At 41.4% G+C, this 19,333-nt stretch carries 18 protein-coding genes and 1 other RNA gene; 18 read left to right on the top strand and 1 reads right to left on the bottom strand.

Annotated features, from left to right (window positions below; genetic code table 11):
* Positions 1-22: 22 nt before the first annotated feature.
* The 4 genes from ssrS (at position 23) to KR50_RS13285 (ending at position 3,161) form a co-directional block, all read left to right on the top strand.
* Positions 23-210: non-coding RNA, 6S RNA (gene ssrS / locus KR50_RS18330), on the top strand.
* 151 nt (positions 211-361) lie between these two features.
* On the top strand, positions 362-1,120 hold the full coding sequence (locus KR50_RS13295; protein WP_041059595.1) for a tRNA threonylcarbamoyladenosine dehydratase: 759 nt from the start codon (positions 362-364) through the stop codon (positions 1,118-1,120).
* A 174-nt stretch (positions 1,121-1,294) separates the two neighbouring features.
* Complete coding sequence (locus KR50_RS13290) at positions 1,295-2,227, top strand: ABC transporter ATP-binding protein (RefSeq protein ID WP_041059592.1); 933 nt, start codon at positions 1,295-1,297, stop codon at positions 2,225-2,227.
* The gene (locus KR50_RS13285; protein WP_041059589.1) at positions 2,220-3,161 is read left to right on the top strand and encodes an ABC transporter permease; all 942 of its coding nucleotides are present in this window, start codon (positions 2,220-2,222) and stop codon (positions 3,159-3,161) included. The genes KR50_RS13290 and KR50_RS13285 overlap by 8 nt, the downstream gene beginning before the upstream one ends.
* A 93-nt stretch (positions 3,162-3,254) precedes the next feature.
* On the opposite strand, the gene KR50_RS13280 is transcribed toward KR50_RS13285, so the two are convergent.
* Positions 3,255-4,514 carry a replication-associated recombination protein A gene (locus tag KR50_RS13280; protein ID WP_041059586.1) on the bottom strand — a complete coding sequence of 420 codons (1,260 nt, stop codon included), beginning with the start codon at positions 4,512-4,514 and terminating at the stop codon, positions 3,255-3,257.
* 132 nt (positions 4,515-4,646) lie between these two features.
* On the opposite strand from KR50_RS13280, the gene cymR reads away from it, so the two are divergent.
* The 14 genes from cymR (at position 4,647) to KR50_RS13210 (ending at position 19,318) form a co-directional block, all read left to right on the top strand.
* A complete protein-coding gene (gene cymR / locus KR50_RS13275; RefSeq protein WP_041059583.1) occupies positions 4,647-5,066 on the top strand; it encodes a cysteine metabolism transcriptional regulator CymR in 420 nt (139 codons plus the stop codon).
* 17 nt (positions 5,067-5,083) lie between these two features.
* Entirely contained in the window at positions 5,084-6,226 is a 1,143-nt protein-coding gene (locus tag KR50_RS13270) for a cysteine desulfurase family protein (RefSeq protein ID WP_041059579.1), read from the top strand.
* A gap of 18 nt (positions 6,227-6,244) precedes the next feature.
* Positions 6,245-7,381: a tRNA 2-thiouridine(34) synthase MnmA gene (gene mnmA / locus KR50_RS13265; RefSeq protein ID WP_269746095.1), complete on the top strand. Its 1,137-nt coding sequence runs from the start codon at positions 6,245-6,247 to the stop codon at positions 7,379-7,381.
* 245 nt (positions 7,382-7,626) lie between these two features.
* On the top strand, positions 7,627-8,295 hold the full coding sequence (locus KR50_RS13260; RefSeq protein WP_041059574.1) for a tetratricopeptide repeat protein: 669 nt from the start codon (positions 7,627-7,629) through the stop codon (positions 8,293-8,295).
* A gap of 18 nt (positions 8,296-8,313) precedes the next feature.
* On the top strand, positions 8,314-10,701 hold the full coding sequence (gene recD2, locus KR50_RS13255; protein WP_041059571.1) for an SF1B family DNA helicase RecD2: 2,388 nt from the start codon (positions 8,314-8,316) through the stop codon (positions 10,699-10,701).
* 169 nt (positions 10,702-10,870) lie between these two features.
* Positions 10,871-11,074, top strand: a complete 204-nt coding sequence (locus tag KR50_RS13250) for a hypothetical protein (protein WP_041059568.1) — start codon at positions 10,871-10,873, stop codon at positions 11,072-11,074.
* A complete protein-coding gene (locus tag KR50_RS13245; protein WP_041059566.1) occupies positions 11,059-12,132 on the top strand; it encodes an AI-2E family transporter in 1,074 nt (357 codons plus the stop codon). The genes KR50_RS13250 and KR50_RS13245 overlap by 16 nt, the downstream gene beginning before the upstream one ends.
* A gap of 329 nt (positions 12,133-12,461) precedes the next feature.
* Positions 12,462-15,095, top strand: coding sequence for an alanine--tRNA ligase (gene alaS, locus KR50_RS13240; RefSeq protein ID WP_041059559.1), 2,634 nt, complete (start codon positions 12,462-12,464; stop codon positions 15,093-15,095).
* Between the two features lie 78 nt (positions 15,096-15,173).
* Entirely contained in the window at positions 15,174-15,443 is a 270-nt protein-coding gene (locus KR50_RS13235; RefSeq protein WP_041059556.1) for an IreB family regulatory phosphoprotein, read from the top strand.
* A gap of 1 nt (position 15,444) precedes the next feature.
* Entirely contained in the window at positions 15,445-15,861 is a 417-nt protein-coding gene (gene ruvX, locus KR50_RS13230; RefSeq protein WP_041059553.1) for a Holliday junction resolvase RuvX, read from the top strand.
* 13 nt (positions 15,862-15,874) lie between these two features.
* Positions 15,875-16,159, top strand: coding sequence for a DUF1292 domain-containing protein (locus tag KR50_RS13225; protein WP_041059543.1), 285 nt, complete (start codon positions 15,875-15,877; stop codon positions 16,157-16,159).
* Between the two features lie 189 nt (positions 16,160-16,348).
* Positions 16,349-17,548: an endolytic transglycosylase MltG gene (mltG, locus tag KR50_RS13220; protein ID WP_052477103.1), complete on the top strand. Its 1,200-nt coding sequence runs from the start codon at positions 16,349-16,351 to the stop codon at positions 17,546-17,548.
* Positions 17,549-17,744: 196 nt separating this feature from the next.
* Entirely contained in the window at positions 17,745-18,383 is a 639-nt protein-coding gene (locus KR50_RS13215) for an O-methyltransferase (RefSeq protein ID WP_408606158.1), read from the top strand.
* Between the two features lie 5 nt (positions 18,384-18,388).
* Positions 18,389-19,318: a peptidase U32 family protein gene (locus KR50_RS13210; protein WP_041059537.1), complete on the top strand. Its 930-nt coding sequence runs from the start codon at positions 18,389-18,391 to the stop codon at positions 19,316-19,318.
* The last annotated feature ends 15 nt before the right edge of the window (positions 19,319-19,333 follow it).

Below are 19,333 nucleotides of genomic sequence, written 5' to 3'. Positions count from 1 at the left end.
ATGCTATTATTTAAAAACAAGGCAAGTCCTGATGTGTACGTTATCTCATCAATTCGTTTTGACCGAACAATTCTATTATTGGGAGCCTGCGTTTTTCTGCACCGTGCATGCCTTTTGCGAGGACGCATTAAGCAGAAAACAGGGCACCCACCTGCTGAGAGCGGGTTCAAAACAATAGATATCCAAAGAGACGGCACGATTGGGATTTGCCAATACCTACATACGTTAAAACCGCCGAAATAAGTAGGCGGTTTTTTATTTTGTCAACATTCCTGGATGTAAGCTTTAGCTGATTGATTTAACAAGTAAAATAAGCTATCCTTAAGTCCGTTATGATAATCTGATTTGGAGTTGATTTACGATGCTTCACCAATTTTCAAGAAATGAACTGGCCATCGGATCTGAAGGAATTGATCTCCTTAAAGGTAAAACAGTCGCGGTCCTTGGCATAGGCGGTGTGGGTTCATTTTCAGCAGAGGCGCTTGCTAGAAGCGGAGTTGGCCGCTTAATTCTCGTAGATAAAGATGATGTCGATATTACGAATGTAAACCGCCAAGTGATTGCGCTGCTCTCTACAGTAGGACAGCCCAAGGCTGACTTAATGAAAACCAGAATTGAAGATATTAATCCGGACTGTGAAGTAATTTCATTAAAAATGTTCTATACGGAAGAAACGTTTGAGGAGTTTTTCAGCTACGGCCTTGACTTTGTCGTGGATGCATCCGATACGATATCCTATAAAATTCATTTAATGAAAGAATGCCTGAAAAGGAATATTCCCATCATTTCAAGTATGGGAGCAGCAAACAAAATGGATCCAACCCGTTTTCAAATTGCTGATATCTCAAAAACACATACGGATCCTTTAGCAAAAATTATTAGAAAACAGCTGCGTAAAGATGGCATTCCAAAAGGAATACCAGTCGTTTTTTCAGATGAAAGTCCTATAATCATTCGGGAAGAAGTCAGAAAAACAGTGGGTAATGACGAGGCTGTCATAAGAAAAGCCAAAATGCCTCCATCCTCCAATGCATTTGTTCCCTCAGTAGCAGGATTGATTGCTGCAAGCTATGTCATTAATACACTTTTAAAAGATATTATGATTAAACGTGTACAATAATCTGTGAACCAGCTCAGGCACTCTGGGCTGGTTTTTATCGTTTCAGCCCGAGCAAAGCAAGGTGTCGACGTATCTTTTTCAAATAAAATGGTATTTTATCTGAAACTTTCTTCCAACCCAAACGTACTTTACATGACAGAGGAAATTTAAATACATAAAAACAGGAGGGAAGGCATGACGAAAAAATCGATTGTAGAATTGAAAAATGTAACGAAGGTAATTAAAGGAAAAACCATCATTGATAAGGTTTCATTTGATGTATATGGCGGGGAAGTTTTTGGATTTCTTGGACCAAATGGAGCAGGGAAAACGACCACTATCCGAATGATTGTTGGTTTGATGAAAATGACTGATGGTGATGTCCTGATAGAAGGCAGAAGCATTAAAACGGATTTTGAAGGAGCAGTCCAGCATGTAGGGGCCATCGTGGAAAATCCAGAAATGTATAAGTTTTTATCTGGATATAAGAATTTAATTCATTATGCACGAATGTACAAGGGGATCTCAAAAGAGAAAATTGATGAAGTGGTTAAGCTGGTTGGGCTTGAAAAGAGAATTCATGAAAAAGTGAAGACCTACTCTCTTGGAATGCGCCAGCGGCTTGGAATAGCTCAAAGTCTTCTGCATGATCCGAAGGTTTTGATTCTGGATGAACCTACAAACGGTCTTGATCCCGCAGGCATCCGTGAAATACGTGACTACATAAGACGTTTAGCAAAGGAACGGGATATGGCTGTTATTGTATCAAGTCATTTGCTATCAGAAATGGAAATGATGTGTGACCGGATCGGGATCATACAAAATGGGAAATTGATTGATGTACAATCTATGGATGATTTCGTTTCAACAGAAGGCAAGCTATTCAAACTTGAAGTAAAAGAACCGCATGAAGTGAAAGAGAAGGTCCTGATGCATCATTCATCATGGACGGTTGAGGTAGTAGAGCAATCGCTTGTTATTGATATGACCAAAGAACAAATACCGGAGCTGATTCGTTTTTGTGTGGCGGAAAATATTGATGTGTACGGCATTTCTCCGGCAACAAAAACACTTGAAGACCGATTCCTGGAGGTTACGTCTGAGGGAGGAATGGTGAAACATGGGTAACTTGATTCGCAATGAATGGATGAAAATTCTGCATCGCCCTGGTACATATGTGATGGCTGGTTTGTTGATTCTAGCCGTCATTGCTTCCGCTGTCATTACGCTTTTTATTAACTCTACCTTTAATACAGATGGTGACGAGTGGCGACAGGCTCTTGAAGCTGAAAACGAACAAATTCAAATGACGATTCAATCAGGTGAAGAAGGTTTTTATACCCCCAGTGCAGAAGGAGCTCTTGCAATAAATGAGTATCGCCTTGACAATGACATCGCTCCTAATGATGCCAGCTCTATGTGGACGTATCTTGAAAATAATTCATTTATGATTGCACTTGTCGGATTATTTTCCATTATTGTGGCATCAGGTATTGTTGCCGGTGAGTTTTCATGGGGAACGGTCAAGCTATTAATGATTCGTCCAATTGCACGCTGGAAAATTCTCTTATCAAAACTTTTGACAGTTGCAACCTTTGGACTTTCCCTAATTGGAATCTTAACAGTATTGTCATTGATTTTAGGAGTTATTTTCTTTGATGCAGGTTCAGCAGTTCAGCTGACTTATTCAAATGGAGAAGTAACGGAAAGCAATATGATTCCTTATTTGATGAAAATCTATTTGTATAACTCACTGGATGTTATTCTTTTAACAACGATGGCGTTTATGATCTCGGCCGTATTTAGAAATAGCTCGCTTGCAATTGGCATTAGCTTGTTTCTCTATTTTGTCGGTGGAACAGCTACAGGATTTATTGCCATGTATTATGACTGGGCTAAATACAGTTTATTTGCCAATACGAACCTTTCAATGTATGAAATGGGAATGCCGCTTGTAGAAGGCATGACCATGACATTCTCCATTATCATGATTGTGATTTACTTCAGTATTTTTGTGGCATTGGCGTTTACCGTCTTTACTAAACGAGATATTGCCGCTTAAAGCTATTCGAATAGTTCATCAGTGAACAGTAAAAAAATCCCGGCTGCAAACCATCGTTTGCAGCCGGGATTTTGTATTGTATAGACTGGCTTGCTACTTCATTTTTTCATAAATCTGCTTCAATGCCTGTTCGAACTTCCCGGTGGTTTTGGGTTCGTAGTAAGATGCATTTTTTAAAGAATCAGGAAGGTATTGCTGTTTTACCCATCCGGTCGGATAGCTGTGGGGATACAAGTACTCAACCCCTCTGCCCATTTCTTTTGCTCCTTTATAATGAGCATCTTTCAAATGGTCTGGCACTATTCCGCTTTTCCCGGCTCGAATATCACTCAGCGCTGCATCAATTGCGCTTATAGCTGAGTTGGATTTTGGTGAAAGGCAAAGCTCGATGACAGCATTAGCGAGCGGGATTCTCGCTTCCGGGAAACCAAGACGTTCAGCAGACTCAATTGCTGCAAGCGTTCTAGGTCCAGCCTGAGGACTTGCAAGCCCGACATCTTCATAGGCAATGACAAGAAGTCTTCTGGCAATGGTCGGTAAATCACCTGCTTCAATCAGCCTTCCTAAATAGTGAAGAGATGCATCAACGTCACTGCCCCGTATTGATTTTTGAAAACCGCTCATCACGTCATAGTGAGCATCCCCGTCTTTATCATGAGAAAAGCTTTTTTTCTGAAGACACTCCTCTGCGATTTCTGTCGTGACAGTTATGTAGTCATCCTTACTTTCGGTAGATCTCACGGCAAGTTCAAGGCCGTTCAGTGCGCTTCTGACATCTCCATTGCTGCCCTGTGCAAAATGCTCCAGCGCTTCTTTCTCAAGGTTCACCCTTTGTTTTCCCAAGCCCCGCTCCTGATCTTCCAATGCTCTTAAAATCGCTGTCTTCATATCTTCTGGTGATAAAGGATGCAGCTCGAAAATCTGACATCTGCTTCGAATGGCGGGATTAATGGCATGATAAGGATTGCTTGTAGTAGCACCGATGAGCGTTATCATCCCGTTTTCAAGATAGGGGAGCAGGAAATCCTGTTTTGTTTTATCAAGGCGATGAACTTCATCAAGCAGCAAAATTACTTTACCGGACATTTTTGCTTCCTGAACGACTATCTCCATATCTTTTTTATTATTTGTTACGGCATTCAAGGTGCGAAAAGCATACTGAGTGCTTCCGGCAATAGCGGAAGCAATAGATGTTTTTCCAATACCTGGAGGACCATATAAAATCATGGACGACAACTGTTTAGCTAAAACCATCCTGCGAATAATTTTCCCTTCTCCAACAAGGTGGCTCTGTCCAATCATTTCATCTATGGTTCTGGGTCTCATACGAAAAGCTAAAGGTTTGATGCTCATATGCTCACTCCATACTAGTAATGATTTCTCTTATTACTCATCATAGTAGCAATACAGATGAAATGCCAACGATTGCAGTTCTATGCTATACTATCAAAAGTTAAACATCGAGGGGCAGAGGTGGATCTAGTCATGAAAATTTCAACAAAAGGCCGCTATGGCTTAACCATTATGATTGAGCTGGCGAAGAGGCACGGAGAGGGACCAACCTCTTTAAAGGCGATCGCTAAAACACATGATTTATCAGAGCATTATCTAGAGCAATTAATTGCGCCTTTGCGAAATGCTGGATATGTTAAGAGCATTCGAGGGGCTTATGGCGGATATATCGTTGCAAAAGAACCGAATGAAATTACAGCAGGAGATATTATCCGGGTACTTGAAGGTCCCATTTCTCCGGTTGAAGGAATAGAAAACGAAGCTCCTCCGCAGCGGGAATTATGGATGCGGATCAGGGATGCTGTGAAAGATGTACTTGATCATACAACGATCGATGATTTGGCAAATTACACCGATACAGGTGAATCGGACGGGTATATGTTTTATATTTAAAACTGGAGGGACATACAGTGAATCGAATTTATGCAGACCATGCAGCGACGACACCGATGCATCCCGAGGCTGTAAAAGTAATGACAGATACTTTAACTGAGCATTATGGAAACGCATCGAGTATTCATTCTGTCGGCCGCAGGTCACGTCAGGTTCTTGATGAGGCGCGAAGTCAATTTGCAGCCAGTATTGGTGCTGATTTTAATGAAATCATTTTTACGAGTGGCGGAACAGAATCAAATAACCTCGCGATTGTTGGCACTGCTAACGCGCTAAAACATAAGGGCCGCCATATAATAACAACAAAAATAGAGCATCATGCTGTGCTTCATCCTTGCGAAGCTCTCGTTCAGCAAGGGTTTCAGGTGACGTTTCTGGATGTGGATGAAACGGGCGTTATTTCAATTAAGGAGCTAAAGAAGGCTCTTCGCGAAGATACCATTTTGGTCTCTATTATGTATGGCAATAATGAGGTTGGATCTATTCAGCCTATCCGTGAAATCGCAGAGCTTTTAGAAACTCATCAGGCAACTTTTCATACCGATGCTGTACAGGCATTCGGATTGGAAGAAATACATGTGAAGGACCTGAAAGTAGATATGCTTTCTGTTTCCGCTCACAAAATCAACGGACCTAAAGGGGTCGGTTTTCTTTATGTGAAAAATGGAATTCCTCTTTCACCCGGGCTGCTTGGCGGTGAACAAGAACGAAAAAGAAGAGCAGGCACTGAAAACATCCCTGCCCTGGCTTCTTTTGCCAAGGCAGCCGAATTGGCTCTTAAGGGAAGAGAAGAAAAAAAAGTTCATTTGCAAGCGATTAAAGATCGTTTACTGGATGAGCTGAATGAAAAACAGGTGTCCTATAAAGTAAACGGATCTCTTGAGAGCACGCTTGCCCATGTGCTAAACTTAAGCATTGCCGGGACAGATGTCGAAGCGATGCTTGTTAATTTAGATTTGGCTGGTATTGCGGTTTCAAGCGGTTCTGCCTGCACTGCAGGATCCCTTGAACCATCGCATGTTCTTTCAGCAATGTATGGAAAAAATGATGAACGTTTATCAAATTCAATTCGCTTCAGCTTCGGACTGGGTAGTACCATAGAAGATGCTGAAATGATAGCGGATCAAATTGCTCTTATCGTGAATCGCTTAAAACAATAAATTGAGTGTGATGAAATAATAGATAAAGTGGTGAAAAAAATGAAGAAATCACCGAAAGATACACGTGTAGTCGTAGGAATGTCAGGAGGTGTCGATTCTTCTGTAGCTGCTCTTCTGCTTAAGGAACAGGGCTATGATGTGATCGGTATTTTCATGAAGAATTGGGATGACACAGATGATGCGGGAGTATGCACGGCAACGGAGGATTACAACGACGTGATCCGTGTATGCAATCAAATCGGAATTCCTTACTATGCGGTTAATTTCGAAAAACAATATTGGGATAAGGTGTTTACGTATTTTCTTGAAGAATATAAAGCAGGACGAACACCGAACCCGGATGTGATGTGCAACAAAGAAATTAAATTTAATGCCTTTTTGGATCATGCTTTAAAGCTTGGAGCAGATTACCTGGCAACGGGTCACTATGCACAAGTGGAAGAACGGGAAGGCGAGATTAAAATGCTCCGTGGACTGGACGAAAACAAGGACCAGACCTATTTTTTAAATCAGCTTACCCAGCATCAGCTTTCTAAAGTGCTGTTTCCAATCGGCGGAATAAATAAAAAAGAAGTCCGGAAGATTGCTGAGGAAGCAGGTCTTGCTACTGCCGCCAAAAAAGACAGTACCGGAATCTGTTTTATTGGAGAAAGAAACTTTAAAGAATTCTTAGGTCAATATCTCCCAGCCCAGCCCGGTGAAATGGTGACAATGGAAGGGGAAAAAGTCGGCTCACATGACGGCTTAATGTATTACACTATTGGCCAAAGACACGGACTTGGAATCGGAGGCTCCGGAGAACCATGGTTTGTTCTCGGGAAAGATCTTGAAAAAAATCAGCTGTTTGTCGGTCAGGGTTTTGATCACGAAGCATTATATTCTCACTCACTAATCGCTTCAGATATCAGCTGGACTTCATTAAAAGACCCGGAAGGCACTTTCCGTTGTACTGCTAAATTCCGTTACCGTCAGTCAGATCATGGTGTAACGGTGCATATCAAAAGCGATGGTCAGGCAGAAGTAGTGTTTGACGAACCAACTAGAGCGATAACGCCCGGACAAGCTGTCGTTTTTTACAGCGGAGATGAATGTCTCGGCGGAGGAACGATTGATAAAATCTTTAAAGAACAGAAACAGTTGGAATATGTAGGCTGAAGAAAGGAATGCAGTGGAACTCTTTTTGCTTTTGCTCCGAAACGGGGAAAACATAAAAGGATCCCGCAGCATTCCTTTTTTTCTCTTCATATGACCGCGTGTGTTATACTTTTAACCAGTATCTAGTTTTTTCACACTGAAATGTTTTGCTGTTAACACATGCTTTAAACAGCAGCAACACAAAGAATATATCGATGATTTAAGTGGAAAACAGAAACCTTTAACTAGCAGGAGATGAACGTAAAATGAACCTAAATGAACAAGCGATAAAAAAATTGCAAGATGGTGAATACCAGGAAGCCATAGAACTTTTAAATCAGGCAATTGAAGAAAAACCTGAAGATGAAACGGCTTATATCAATTTTGGCAATGTACTGGCTCAAATGAATGAAACGGAAAAAGCAGAACGCTTTTTTCAAAAAGCGATTGTATTAAATGAAGAAGCAGGTCTCGCGTATTACTCCCTTGCGAATTTGTACTATAACGAAGAGCGATTCTCGGAAAGTGCCCGTTTATATGAGAAAACGCTTGAAAAAGGAGTAAATGATTCAGACGTGTACTTTATGCTTGGCATGTCTTTGAAAAATGAGGAAAAAGTAAAGCTGTCTCTTCCTTATTTGCAGCGGGCAGTGGAGCTTTCTGAGAATGATGCTGAAGCACACTTTCAATATGGACTGGCACTTGCACAGCTTGAAATAGCTGATGAAGCAATTGAACAGCTTAAACATGCCGTTCGCCTTAATGATCAGCATGCGGATGCACTTTATAATCTTGGCGTCGCGTATGCTGGTTTTCAGGAAGATGCAATGGAAGCATTAAGCTGTTTTGAACAGGCGATAGCCGCTCAGCCGGATCACTATTTAGCGCTGAATGGACGGGAAATTATGAGACAGGCTTTGGAGTCTAAGGGTTAAGAGCAGGGGGAATACCTGATGGGCAATGAATCCATGGATTTATTTAATGAAGAGGAGCCTTACATAAAAGGCAGGCATATCGTAACGATCTTCCACAATGAAGATAATATGTATTCTGTGGTGCGTGTGCGCGTCGAAGAAACGAACACAGCAAATAAAGAAAAAGAGGCAGTTGTAACAGGTCATTTTCCTAAAATGCAGGACGAGGACACATATATTTTTCATGGCAAATTTAAAGAGCATCCTCGGTTTGGCATGCAGTTTCTTGCGGATCGCTTTAAAAAAGATATCCCGCAGACCAAACAGGGAATCGTTCATTATTTATCAAGTGATCTTTTCTCAGGTGTTGGAAAAAGAACAGCAGAAAAGATTGTGGATACACTGGGAGAAAAAGCGATTTCAAAGATAATGAATGATGAGTCGGTTTTGCAAGAGGTTCCTAAGCTTTCTCAGGAAAAAGCAAAACATATCTATGACGTATTAATTGAACATCAGGGCCTTGAGCGCATCATGGTTCATTTAAATGACTGGGGATTTGGTCCGCAATTATCGATGAAGATCTATCAGCAATACCAGGAAGCCACTCTTGAAATTCTTCAGAAAAATCCTTATCAGCTTGTTTACCATGTAGAAGGTGTAGGGTTTGGCAAGGCTGATGAACTGGGCAGACATCTGGGGTTATCGGGTAAACATCCGGACCGGATAAAAGCAGCATGCTTATTTTGCCTGCAGCAGCTTTCCCTGCAGGAAGGTCACGTGTATGCACAATCCAAAGACCTGCTAATAAAAGTAAAAGATCTGCTGCAAAAACATCAGCCTGAACAAATAGAATACGCGGATATTTCAAACCAACTGATTGAACTACATGAAGAAGGCAAAGTTATAGGAGAAGAAAAACGCATTTATATGCCTTCTCTCTATTTTTCTGAGAAAGGCCTTGTCACCAATATCAACCGGCTGCTGTCTCATAAGGAGTATGAGGATCAATTCCCTGAATCTGAGTTTCTGCTAGCGCTTGGCAGCCTTGAAGAACGGCTTGGAGTTTCGTATGCCCCTTCTCAAAAGGAAGCCATTCAAACAGCATTAACTTCATCTGTTATGATTTTAACAGGCGGACCCGGAACCGGAAAGACGACAGTAATTAAGGGGATTGTAGAGCTCTATTCAGAACTTCATGGTGTGTCTCTGGACGCTGATGCATATGGGAGCGAAGAACCTTTCCCCATCGTTTTGGCAGCTCCGACTGGCCGTGCGGCTAAACGTATGTCTGAATCAACAGGACTAAAAGCCATGACCATCCACAGGCTTCTCGGCTTTACAGGTCAGGAAGAACTGGAAGATGACGAAGAACGCTTAGTTTCAGGCAAGCTTTTGATCGTGGATGAAATGTCGATGGTGGATACTTGGCTGGCAAATCAGCTTTTGCAGGCAGTTCCCGACACGATGCAGGTAATTATTGTTGGCGATCAGGATCAGCTTCCGTCTGTTGGTCCGGGGCAGGTTCTTCAGGATCTTATTCATTCAAAGCTCGTACCTACTGTGCAATTAACGGATATATACAGGCAGGAGGAAGGGTCGTCCATTATTGAATTAGCCCATCAGATGAAAGAAGGCAAGCTTCCACAGGACCTAAGAAAACAGCATGCTGATCGATCATTTATTGCCTGCCATGCTTCACAAATGGATGCAGTTGTGGGTAAAGTTGTGACAAATGCTATGAATAAAGGATATTCCGCAAGAGACATTCAAGTACTAGCGCCGATGTACAGAGGACCTGCGGGTATAGACAGACTGAATAAAGTGCTGCAGGAGTTAATGAATCCGAATCCTGATCAGTCAAGAAAAGAGCTAAAATGGGGAGATATTGTTTATCGGATTGGCGATAAAGTTCTGCAGCTTGTCAATCAGCCGGAGAGTCACGTGTTTAATGGAGATATGGGTGAAGTTATTTCGATATTTTATGCAAAAGAAAATACTGAAAAACAAGATATGGTGCTGGTTTCTTTTGATGGGGTGGAGGTAACCTACACCCGTCAGGATTTAAATCAGATTACGCATGCATTTTGCTGCTCCATCCACAAATCACAGGGAAGTGAGTTCCCCATTGTTATTTTGCCTGTGGTAAAAAGCTATTATCGTATGCTTCGTCGTAATTTACTTTATACTGCCATTACAAGGAGCAAACGATTTTTAATCATGTGTGGAGAAGAAGAAGCGTTTCGTTTTGGAGTGGAAAGAAAAGATGATGCAGCCCGTCTAACTACATTACGCGCGAAGCTTGCGGAAGGAACACTTGAAGTTCCTGCTGAAAGCAAGCCAGAAGAATCCCATAATGAAGACATTGAAACAGCAGATCCTATGGTAGGAATGAAAGGACTGTCTCCGTATGATTTTATGGAAGCTTAAGATTCTATTTTTATGAAACGGTTAAAGAATCCGGCTGCTTATCAAGTCAAGACAGGCTGTCCTCCGAAGGTAAATAGTATATAGGTTGCAATAGATTACAATACAAATGAATAATAGTCAGTATTCAGGGCAACGATGAGAACAAAAGATCCTGTATTGGAGGCTTCTCATGAATTGTCCATGCTGTAATCATCGTGATATCGGAAAAATAGGAACCAAACATTATTATTGCCGTCATTGCTGTATTGAATTTTTAGTGTATAGAGGAAAACTGGTGTTATATGAAATATCAGAAGATGGATCCATTGAAAGCTTAAACGATCTATTCAGTGAAGCAGAATTATCGAGCGACCAAAAATGGATTCACTCGTAAAAAAATGGCTGCCTCGTCTGTTCATCTTCCTGTTGCTGCTTCTTTGCGGCTGGGTTATCTCTTATTTATGGCGGTTTATTCAACCGGTTTTTGCAGGGGTATGGCTTGCCTTTGTGCCGCTATTGTTAAGTATACTGTGTGCTTATCTTTTACTCCCAATTGTGCATTTTTTAATGAGGGCAAAATGTTCGAACAGGTTGGCTGTTACTATCGTTTTTGTTGTTCTGACCGCTGTTGCAGGAGCTTTATTTCAATGGGGGATACCAGCTTTAATCAGGGAATGGAATCACTTTCTTACCCATCTGCCGGATTTATTGGACCGTCTCTCCGCATGGAACCACTCAATTGCTGACTGGCTCACTTCCATGCCGCAGCCTGTGCGCACTAGAATAGAAGATTTTATTAATTCCATACAGGTAAACATAGAGCAGCGTGCAGATGAATTGCTTGCAGGAGTAGATCACTCTTTAAAATGGATTATAGCTTTGTCTCTTGTGCCGTTTATGACATTTTATATACTAAAAGACCGGGTGCTGATTAGAGAGTACATTATGAAACTTGTGCCGCAGTATAGGAAAAAACAGATCTTATTGCTCGCAGCAGATTTGGATCAGAGGCTTGGTGCTTATATCAGGGGGCAGCTGTGGCTAAGCGCTGCAGTAGCCATTTTTTCGTTTGGAATCCTGTATGTAATTCAGCTTCCGTATGCTCTGCCTTTGTCGCTCCTGCTGGGTATCTTTAATGTAATTCCTTATCTTGGACCAATTATTGGCGCTCTGCCAGCTTTGTTTGTGGCAAGCACAGTGTCAGGAAGTATGGTGATTTGGGTTCTCATTGCGGCATTTGGTATACAAATGGTTGAAAGTCACCTTCTCGCTCCATGGATTATGGGGAAAAACATTCATGTACATCCTGTTATGATTATGCTGCTGCTATTAATAGGGGGAGAGCTTGGCGGTATGGCCGGCTTGATTGCTGTTGTGCCTATTTACATGGTGATTGGAATGATTTTCAAATCGTTTAAACAAAGAGACAGAGAAGTACGGATTGACAAATGACAGCTTTCTTATCTATAATTTCTGTAGGAAAATAAGAGCAACTCGAAGATGGAACCAGTACATTACGACCTGTTTAAGCAGTAAGTCAGAGAAAATTCCTCCTGGGCTGAAAAGGAATTTATGCAACGTAATGGAACGCTAATCCTGAGTGCAGGTAAACTCTGCCGTTCGCCGCGTTAAGGCGCTCAAAGTGATAAATTTTGCTGCGTATTTTTGGCAGTAAAGTTTATAACCAGGGTGGTACCGCGAGTTTGCTCTCGTCCCTGTAGGGGATGAGGGCCTTTTTGTGTTTTCTTAAGATACATACACATGCTAAAGGAGGATTTACGATGCAAAAATGGTCAGGTGCAGAAATCAGACAAATGTTTTTGGATTTCTTTCAGGAAAAAGGTCACGATATAGAACCAAGCGCTTCATTGGTTCCCCATGAAGACCCTTCTTTACTTTGGATTAACAGCGGTGTGGCGACACTAAAAAAATATTTTGATGGACGGGTGATTCCCGAAAATCCAAGAATTGTAAACGCACAAAAATCGATTCGTACAAATGATATTGAGAATGTGGGGAAAACTGCTCGGCATCACACATTCTTTGAGATGCTCGGGAATTTTTCAATCGGTGAATACTTTAAAGAAGAAGCAATAGAGTGGGCATGGGAATTCCTTACGTCTCCAAAATGGATCGGTTTTGAGGCGGAAAAGCTTTCTGTTACGGTTCACCCTGAGGATCATGAAGCCTATGACCTGTGGAAACAGAAGATCGGAGTACCGGAAGAAAGAATTATTCGATTAGAAGGTAATTTCTGGGATATAGGGGAAGGGCCAAGCGGACCTAATACCGAAATCTTTTTCGATCGGGGAGAAGAATTTGGAAATGATGGCAATGACCCTGAATTGTACCCAGGCGGGGAAAACGACCGCTATCTTGAAATCTGGAACCTTGTTTTTTCTCAATTTAATCATAATCCCGACCATTCTTACACACCATTGCCAAAGAAAAATATTGATACAGGAATGGGTCTGGAACGCATGGCTTGTGTGGTTCAAGATGTGCCAACTAATTTTGAAACGGACTTGTTTATGCCCATTATTAAAGCAACCGAAAAGATTTCAGGACAGCTTTATCAGCAGGCTGAAGATAAAGACGTTTCCTTTAAGGTTATTGCAGATCATGTCCGTACCGTTTCTTTTGCTATAGGAGACGGGGCGCTTCCATCCAATGAAGGAAGAGGGTATGTGCTAAGAAGACTTCTTCGACGCGCTGTGCGGTATGCGAAACAAATTGGCATTGACCGTCCATTTATGCATGAATTGGTGCCTGTTGTCGGCGAAATTATGATTGACTTTTATCCGGAAGTTAAAAATAAAGAAGATTTCATTCGAAAAGTCATCAAAACAGAAGAAGAACGATTTCATGAAACACTAAATGAAGGGCTGGCAATTCTCTCTGGTCTAATGAACAATGCGAAGGAAGACGGGTCAGGACAAATTGATGGAAAAGACGTATTTAGATTGTATGATACGTTTGGATTTCCTGTTGAGCTGACAGAGGAATATGCTGCTGACAACGGGTTGGGAGTAGACGTGGAAGGGTTCGAAAAAGAAATGAATGCCCAGCGCTCAAGAGCCCGTGCAGCACGCCAGGAAAGCGGCTCGATGCAGGTGCAGGGCGGTGTACTGGGAGAGATTAAAGTATCAAGTGAATTCGTAGGCTATAATCGACTGCTGCATGAATCTACTGTTGAGGCCCTGCTCAGTAATCAAGCGTTTGCTGATTCTGTGAGTGAAGGAGAAGAAGTACAATTCATCCTGGCCGAAACTCCTTTTTATGCTGAAAGCGGAGGGCAAATTGGAGATAAAGGGACAATATCTAACGACAGAGCACTGCTTCGAATTAAGGATGTAAAAAAAGCACCAAATGGCCAAAATCTTCATACTGCAATTGTTGAAAAAGGAATCCTGAAGAAGGGTGATACGGTCCTGGCTGCTGTAGATCCAACATCAAGAACGGAGATAACCAAAAATCATACAGCTACACATCTTTTACATCAGGCCCTGAAAGATGTGCTGGGCGACCATGTGAATCAGGCAGGTTCACTCGTTCAGGAAGACCGGCTGCGATTTGATTTTTCTCATTTTGGCCAGGTTCAAGCTGATGAACTTAAACGGATTGAAGAAATAGTAAATAGTAAAGTATGGGGCAGTTACTCTGTAGAAACCGCAGTAAAATCCTTAGAAGAAGCAAAGTCTATGGGTGCTATGGCATTATTTGGAGAGAAGTATGGCGCACAGGTGCGAGTTGTATCCATTGGCGACTACAGCCTGGAGTTATGCGGCGGCTGTCATGTCAGTAATACAGCTTCCATCGGACTATTCCGCATTGTTTCAGAGGGGGGCATCGGGGCAGGTACCCGCCGGATTGAGGCAGTGACTGGAGAAGCGGCTTACCGCTACATGGACGATCAAATTCAGCTGCTTCAAAAATCCGCTGCACTTGTCAAATCAAATCCGAATGACTTGTTTTCAAAAATTCAAAACATGCAGAGTGATAGTAGAGATCTGCAGCGGGAAAATGATTCCCTTCATGCTAAAATGTCTAATATTGAAGCGGAAAATATTATGGACAATGTCATCACGGTCGATGGCATAGCTGTGTTAGCCCAAAAAGTTCAAGCAGCTGATGTAAATAGTTTGCGATCTATGGCTGATGATGTTAAAAATAAATTAGGTTCGGGTATTCTTGTGTTAATCGCAGTTCAAGGAGAAAAAGTTCAGGTCATTGCAGGTGTAACAAAAGATTTAATTGATAAAGGCTATCATGCCGGCAAACTGGTGAAAGAAGTGGCTTCAATCTGTGAAGGCGGAGGCGGAGGCCGTCCTGATATGGCTCAAGCTGGCGGTAAGAATCCATCTAAAGTGGACGAGGCGCTGGAATTCGTTCCTAAATGGGTAAAATCCGTTTGATTCTCTTCTGAACTGGTGTACAATTAAAACATGTTGGACAAAAGGAATAGAAAGCTATTCCGGAGTGAGGTGCTGAAGATGAGCTCATTTGATAAAACAATGCGATTTAATTTCGGAGATGATTCTGTAGATAAAGAAGTTCAGCGGGTGCTGATACAGGTCTTCGAAGCGCTGGAAGAAAAAGGATACAACCCTATTAACCAGATTGTTGGATATCTTTTATCGGGCGACCCTGCTTACATTCCAAGACATCATGATGCGCGAAACATTATCCGCAAGCTTGAAAGAGATGAAATTATTGAGGAGCTTGTGAAATTTTATTTACACCAGCACAAAGAGGAAAAATAATATGCGAATAATGGGACTGGATGTCGGCACTAAAACAGTTGGTGTGGCGATCAGTGATGCTTTTGGCTGGACGGCTCAAGGAATTGAAACCATTAAAATTGACGAGCGCGGAGGTCAGCTTGGATTTAAGCGGATCAAAGAACTCGTTGATGAACATGAGGTTTCTTCAATCGTCGTCGGCTTACCTAAAAATATGAATAATACAATCGGTCCCCGAGGAGAAGCTTGTCAGCAGTTTGCAGAAAAACTGCATAAAAAGCTACAAATTGAAGTAAAGCTATGGGACGAACGATTAAGCACTATGGCAGCAGAAAGAGTGCTGCTTGAAGCAGATGTCAGTCGTGCTAAAAGAAAAAAAGTCATTGATAAAATGGCTGCAGTCATGATACTACAAGGCTACTTAAATAGCCGGAAATGAAGAGGTGCTTAGAATGGAACATGGAGAAAAACACATTACAGTAGTGGATGAGCAAGGAACTGAGGTATTATGTGAAGTACTATTCACATTTGATTCAGATGAATTTAAAAAATCGTATGTCTTATATTTCCCGGTCGGCGAATCAGAAGAAGAGGAAATTGAAATCCATGCTTCTTCCTTTGAACAGGACGATAAAAATGCTGAAGGTGAACTGAAGCCGATTGAAACAGAAGAAGAGTGGGACATGATTGAAGAAATGTTAAATACATTTCTTGATGAAGAAGAGGAAGAAGAATAAAATCAAATTAGGAGACACACAGGCGCAAAATGCCTGTGTGTTTTTTTGTGCAGGAGAATAAATTTGCTTCAAATAAGATGTTTGATTGACATAAAGGGAATTGTTGCCTGTGGGATTATTTATTGTATAATAGACCTATTGAACAATATCAGCTTCTGTTGGTTGCTGTCTTATGTGGAGGGAAAACGTTTGAATGAGAACCAGTCAAAATATCAGCAATGGATTCAAAACTTACAAGAACGGAAAAAGGAAGCGAAGCATGTGAGAAGAATTGTTTTTTATTCCATGATCGTTTTAATTTTAGTTATTATAGGTGCAGGCATTGGCGGTTATTCTTATATATCCTCTGCACTAGAACCAAAGAATCCTGATAATGATAACCCGGTGACCGTAGAAATTCCGATCGGTTCTTCAGTCGATTCGATTACGACGACGCTTGAAGATAATGAGATCGTAAAAGATGCACGAGTGTTTAAATATTATTTGAAATTTAATAATGAGTCTGAATTTCAGGCAGGTACTTATGAGTTAGCCCCGTCTATGACGCTTTCTGAAATAACAGAAAGTCTAAAAACAGGTAAAGTCTATCATGAGCCTCTTTTTTCTGTGACCGTACCTGAAGGTCTTCGCTTAGAAGAAATTGCATCGATTGTAGAGGAACATACTGACTATACAGAAGATGAATTTATGGAAACAGCAACAGATCAGGAATTTATAGCTTCCTTACAAGAGCAGTTTCCTGAGCTAATTACAGACGAGGTTTCTGACGATTCCATCAGACATTCATTAGAAGGGTATTTATACCCAGCTACCTATCCTTTCTATGAAGAGAATCCAGGCTTAGATATCATCATTACACAGATGGTTGAAGGAACAAACGCTGCTTTTGCCCCATACCTGGAGACAATTAATGATTTCAGTGCGGGAAATTTCACGCCTGAAGGAGAAGAACCAAATGAAATGACCGTTCATAAAGCATTGACGTTTGCTTCTTTGCTTGAAGAAGAAGCAACCGCTTCAACAGACCGGGAAATTATAGCAGGTATCTTTTACAATCGTCTGGCAGATGGAATGCCGCTTCAAACGGACCCAACTGTTTTATATGCACTCGGTGAGTGGAAGGATCAGGTTCTATTTGAAGATCTTGAAGTTGATCATCCTTATAACACATATCAGAACGCAGGGCTACCGCCAGGACCTATTGCTGCACCGGGTATAGAGTCAATCGAAGCGACAATGAATCCTGAAAGTACGGATTACTATTATTTCCTAGCGGCTGCAGAAGACGGAGTCGTTTATTATTCGGAAACACTTGAAGAACATGAAGAAAAAGCAGAGGAATACATTTATAGTGCAGGTGAGGATGAATCGGAAGAAGCAGAAGAGTGAAAAATGAAACAGGAGGAAAGCTTATTCACTTTCCTCCTTCTTTTGTGTTAAAATAGAACAAGTATTTTGAAGCGTACTTAGATTGTCGGAAAAAGTGGAAAGCTTGTAATAGCTTTCTTCTTTTCATGTAGAGCGGCTGTCAAAGAAGAGGACGCTCTTTTTTATGTGTGTTGATGGATGTAAAGGCGGGATTTCATTGAATAAACAAGTTTATCAGTATATAGAAAAATTTTACAAAGATCGACCTGCATTATTTATGGAAATGGAAGAATATGCTGACACTCATCATGTTCCAATTATGGAACTCGATGGCATGGAGGCGTTGCTTCAGTTGCTCCGGATTCAGCAGCCGCTAAAAATTTTGGAAGTGGGAACGGCAATCGGTTATTCAGCCTTGCGGATGGCAGATGCACTGCCGGATGCTCATATAGTTTCCATTGATCGCGACAAGCAACGGCTGGATCAAGCGAAAATGTTTATCGAGAAATTCGGAAAAACGAAGCAAGTTGCTACATTATACGGGGACGCCTTGGAGATGAAAGAAGACGTTTCTTTACACGGACCTTTTGATGCTATTTTTATCGACGCTGCAAAAAGTCAATACGGACGTTTTTTTGAGCTTTATACACCGCTGCTATCTCAAAATGGCGTGGTTTACACTGATAATGTCTTGTTTAAAGGCCTTATTGCAGAAGAAGAGCCGGATGTATCCCGAAATGTAAAGCAGCTGCTGCGGAAAATTGATCATTATAATGATTGGTTAATGAATAATAAAGAGTTTCAAACCGTCATTCTGCCGGTGGGCGACGGTCTAGCGATAAGTAAAAAGAGGTGAGGAAGATGAAAAAACCAGAACTGCTTTTAACCCCTTTTTCGATGAATCATTTGAAAGAACTATGCGAAGCAGGAGCAGACGCATTTGTTATTGGTGAGCAGCGGTACGGTCTGCGGTTAGCTGGAGAATTTTCACGAAATGAGTGTAAGATGGCGATTAAAACTGCGCATGAGTATGGCAAAAAAGTTTATATCGCCGTCAACGCGATCTTTCATAATGATAAAGTAGATGAATTGAACGACTATTTGAGTTTTTGCGATAAAGCTGGTGCAGACGCCGTTATTTTTGGAGATCCTGCAGTTTTAATGGCAGCTCGCGAGTCTGCTCCAAACTTGCCGCTGCATTGGAACACCGAAACGACAGCCACTAATTATTTTACCTGCAATTATTGGGGAAGCAAGGGAGCGAAGCGTGCAGTATTAGCGCGTGAGCTTTCCATGGATGCAATTGTGGAAATGAAAGAAAAAGCAGAAGTTGAAATTGAAATTCAGGTACATGGAATGACCTGTATGTTTCAATCTAAACGTTCATTACTCGGCAATTACTTTCTTTATCAAGGCAAGTCACTTGAAATTGAAAATCGAAAAGACAAGAAGAATATGCTGCTGCATGATGTGGAACGGAATAATAAATATCCAATTTTTGAAGATGAAAATGGGACACACATCATGAGCCCGAATGACATGTGCATAATCGATGAACTTACCGAAATGATGGAAGCAGGAGTAGATTCATTTAAAATCGAAGGAATCTTACAAACGCCTGAATATGTAACAATGGTTACTTCACTTTATCGAAAAGCCATTGATTTATGTGCTGAGAATACTGAATCCTACGAAGAAAAAAAAGAACAGTGGCTAAATGCGATCGAGCAGATGCAGCAGCCTCACCGTCCGCTTGATACAGGATTTTTCTTCAAAGAAACCGTTTATTAACATGGGAGGAAAACA

This window comes from Jeotgalibacillus campisalis (genome assembly GCF_000829515.1).
Lineage (GTDB): Bacteria > Bacillota > Bacilli > Bacillales > Jeotgalibacillaceae > Jeotgalibacillus > Jeotgalibacillus campisalis.
Note: the sequence above shows the minus strand (reverse complement) of the source record. Positions and strands in the feature narration are given on the sequence as shown.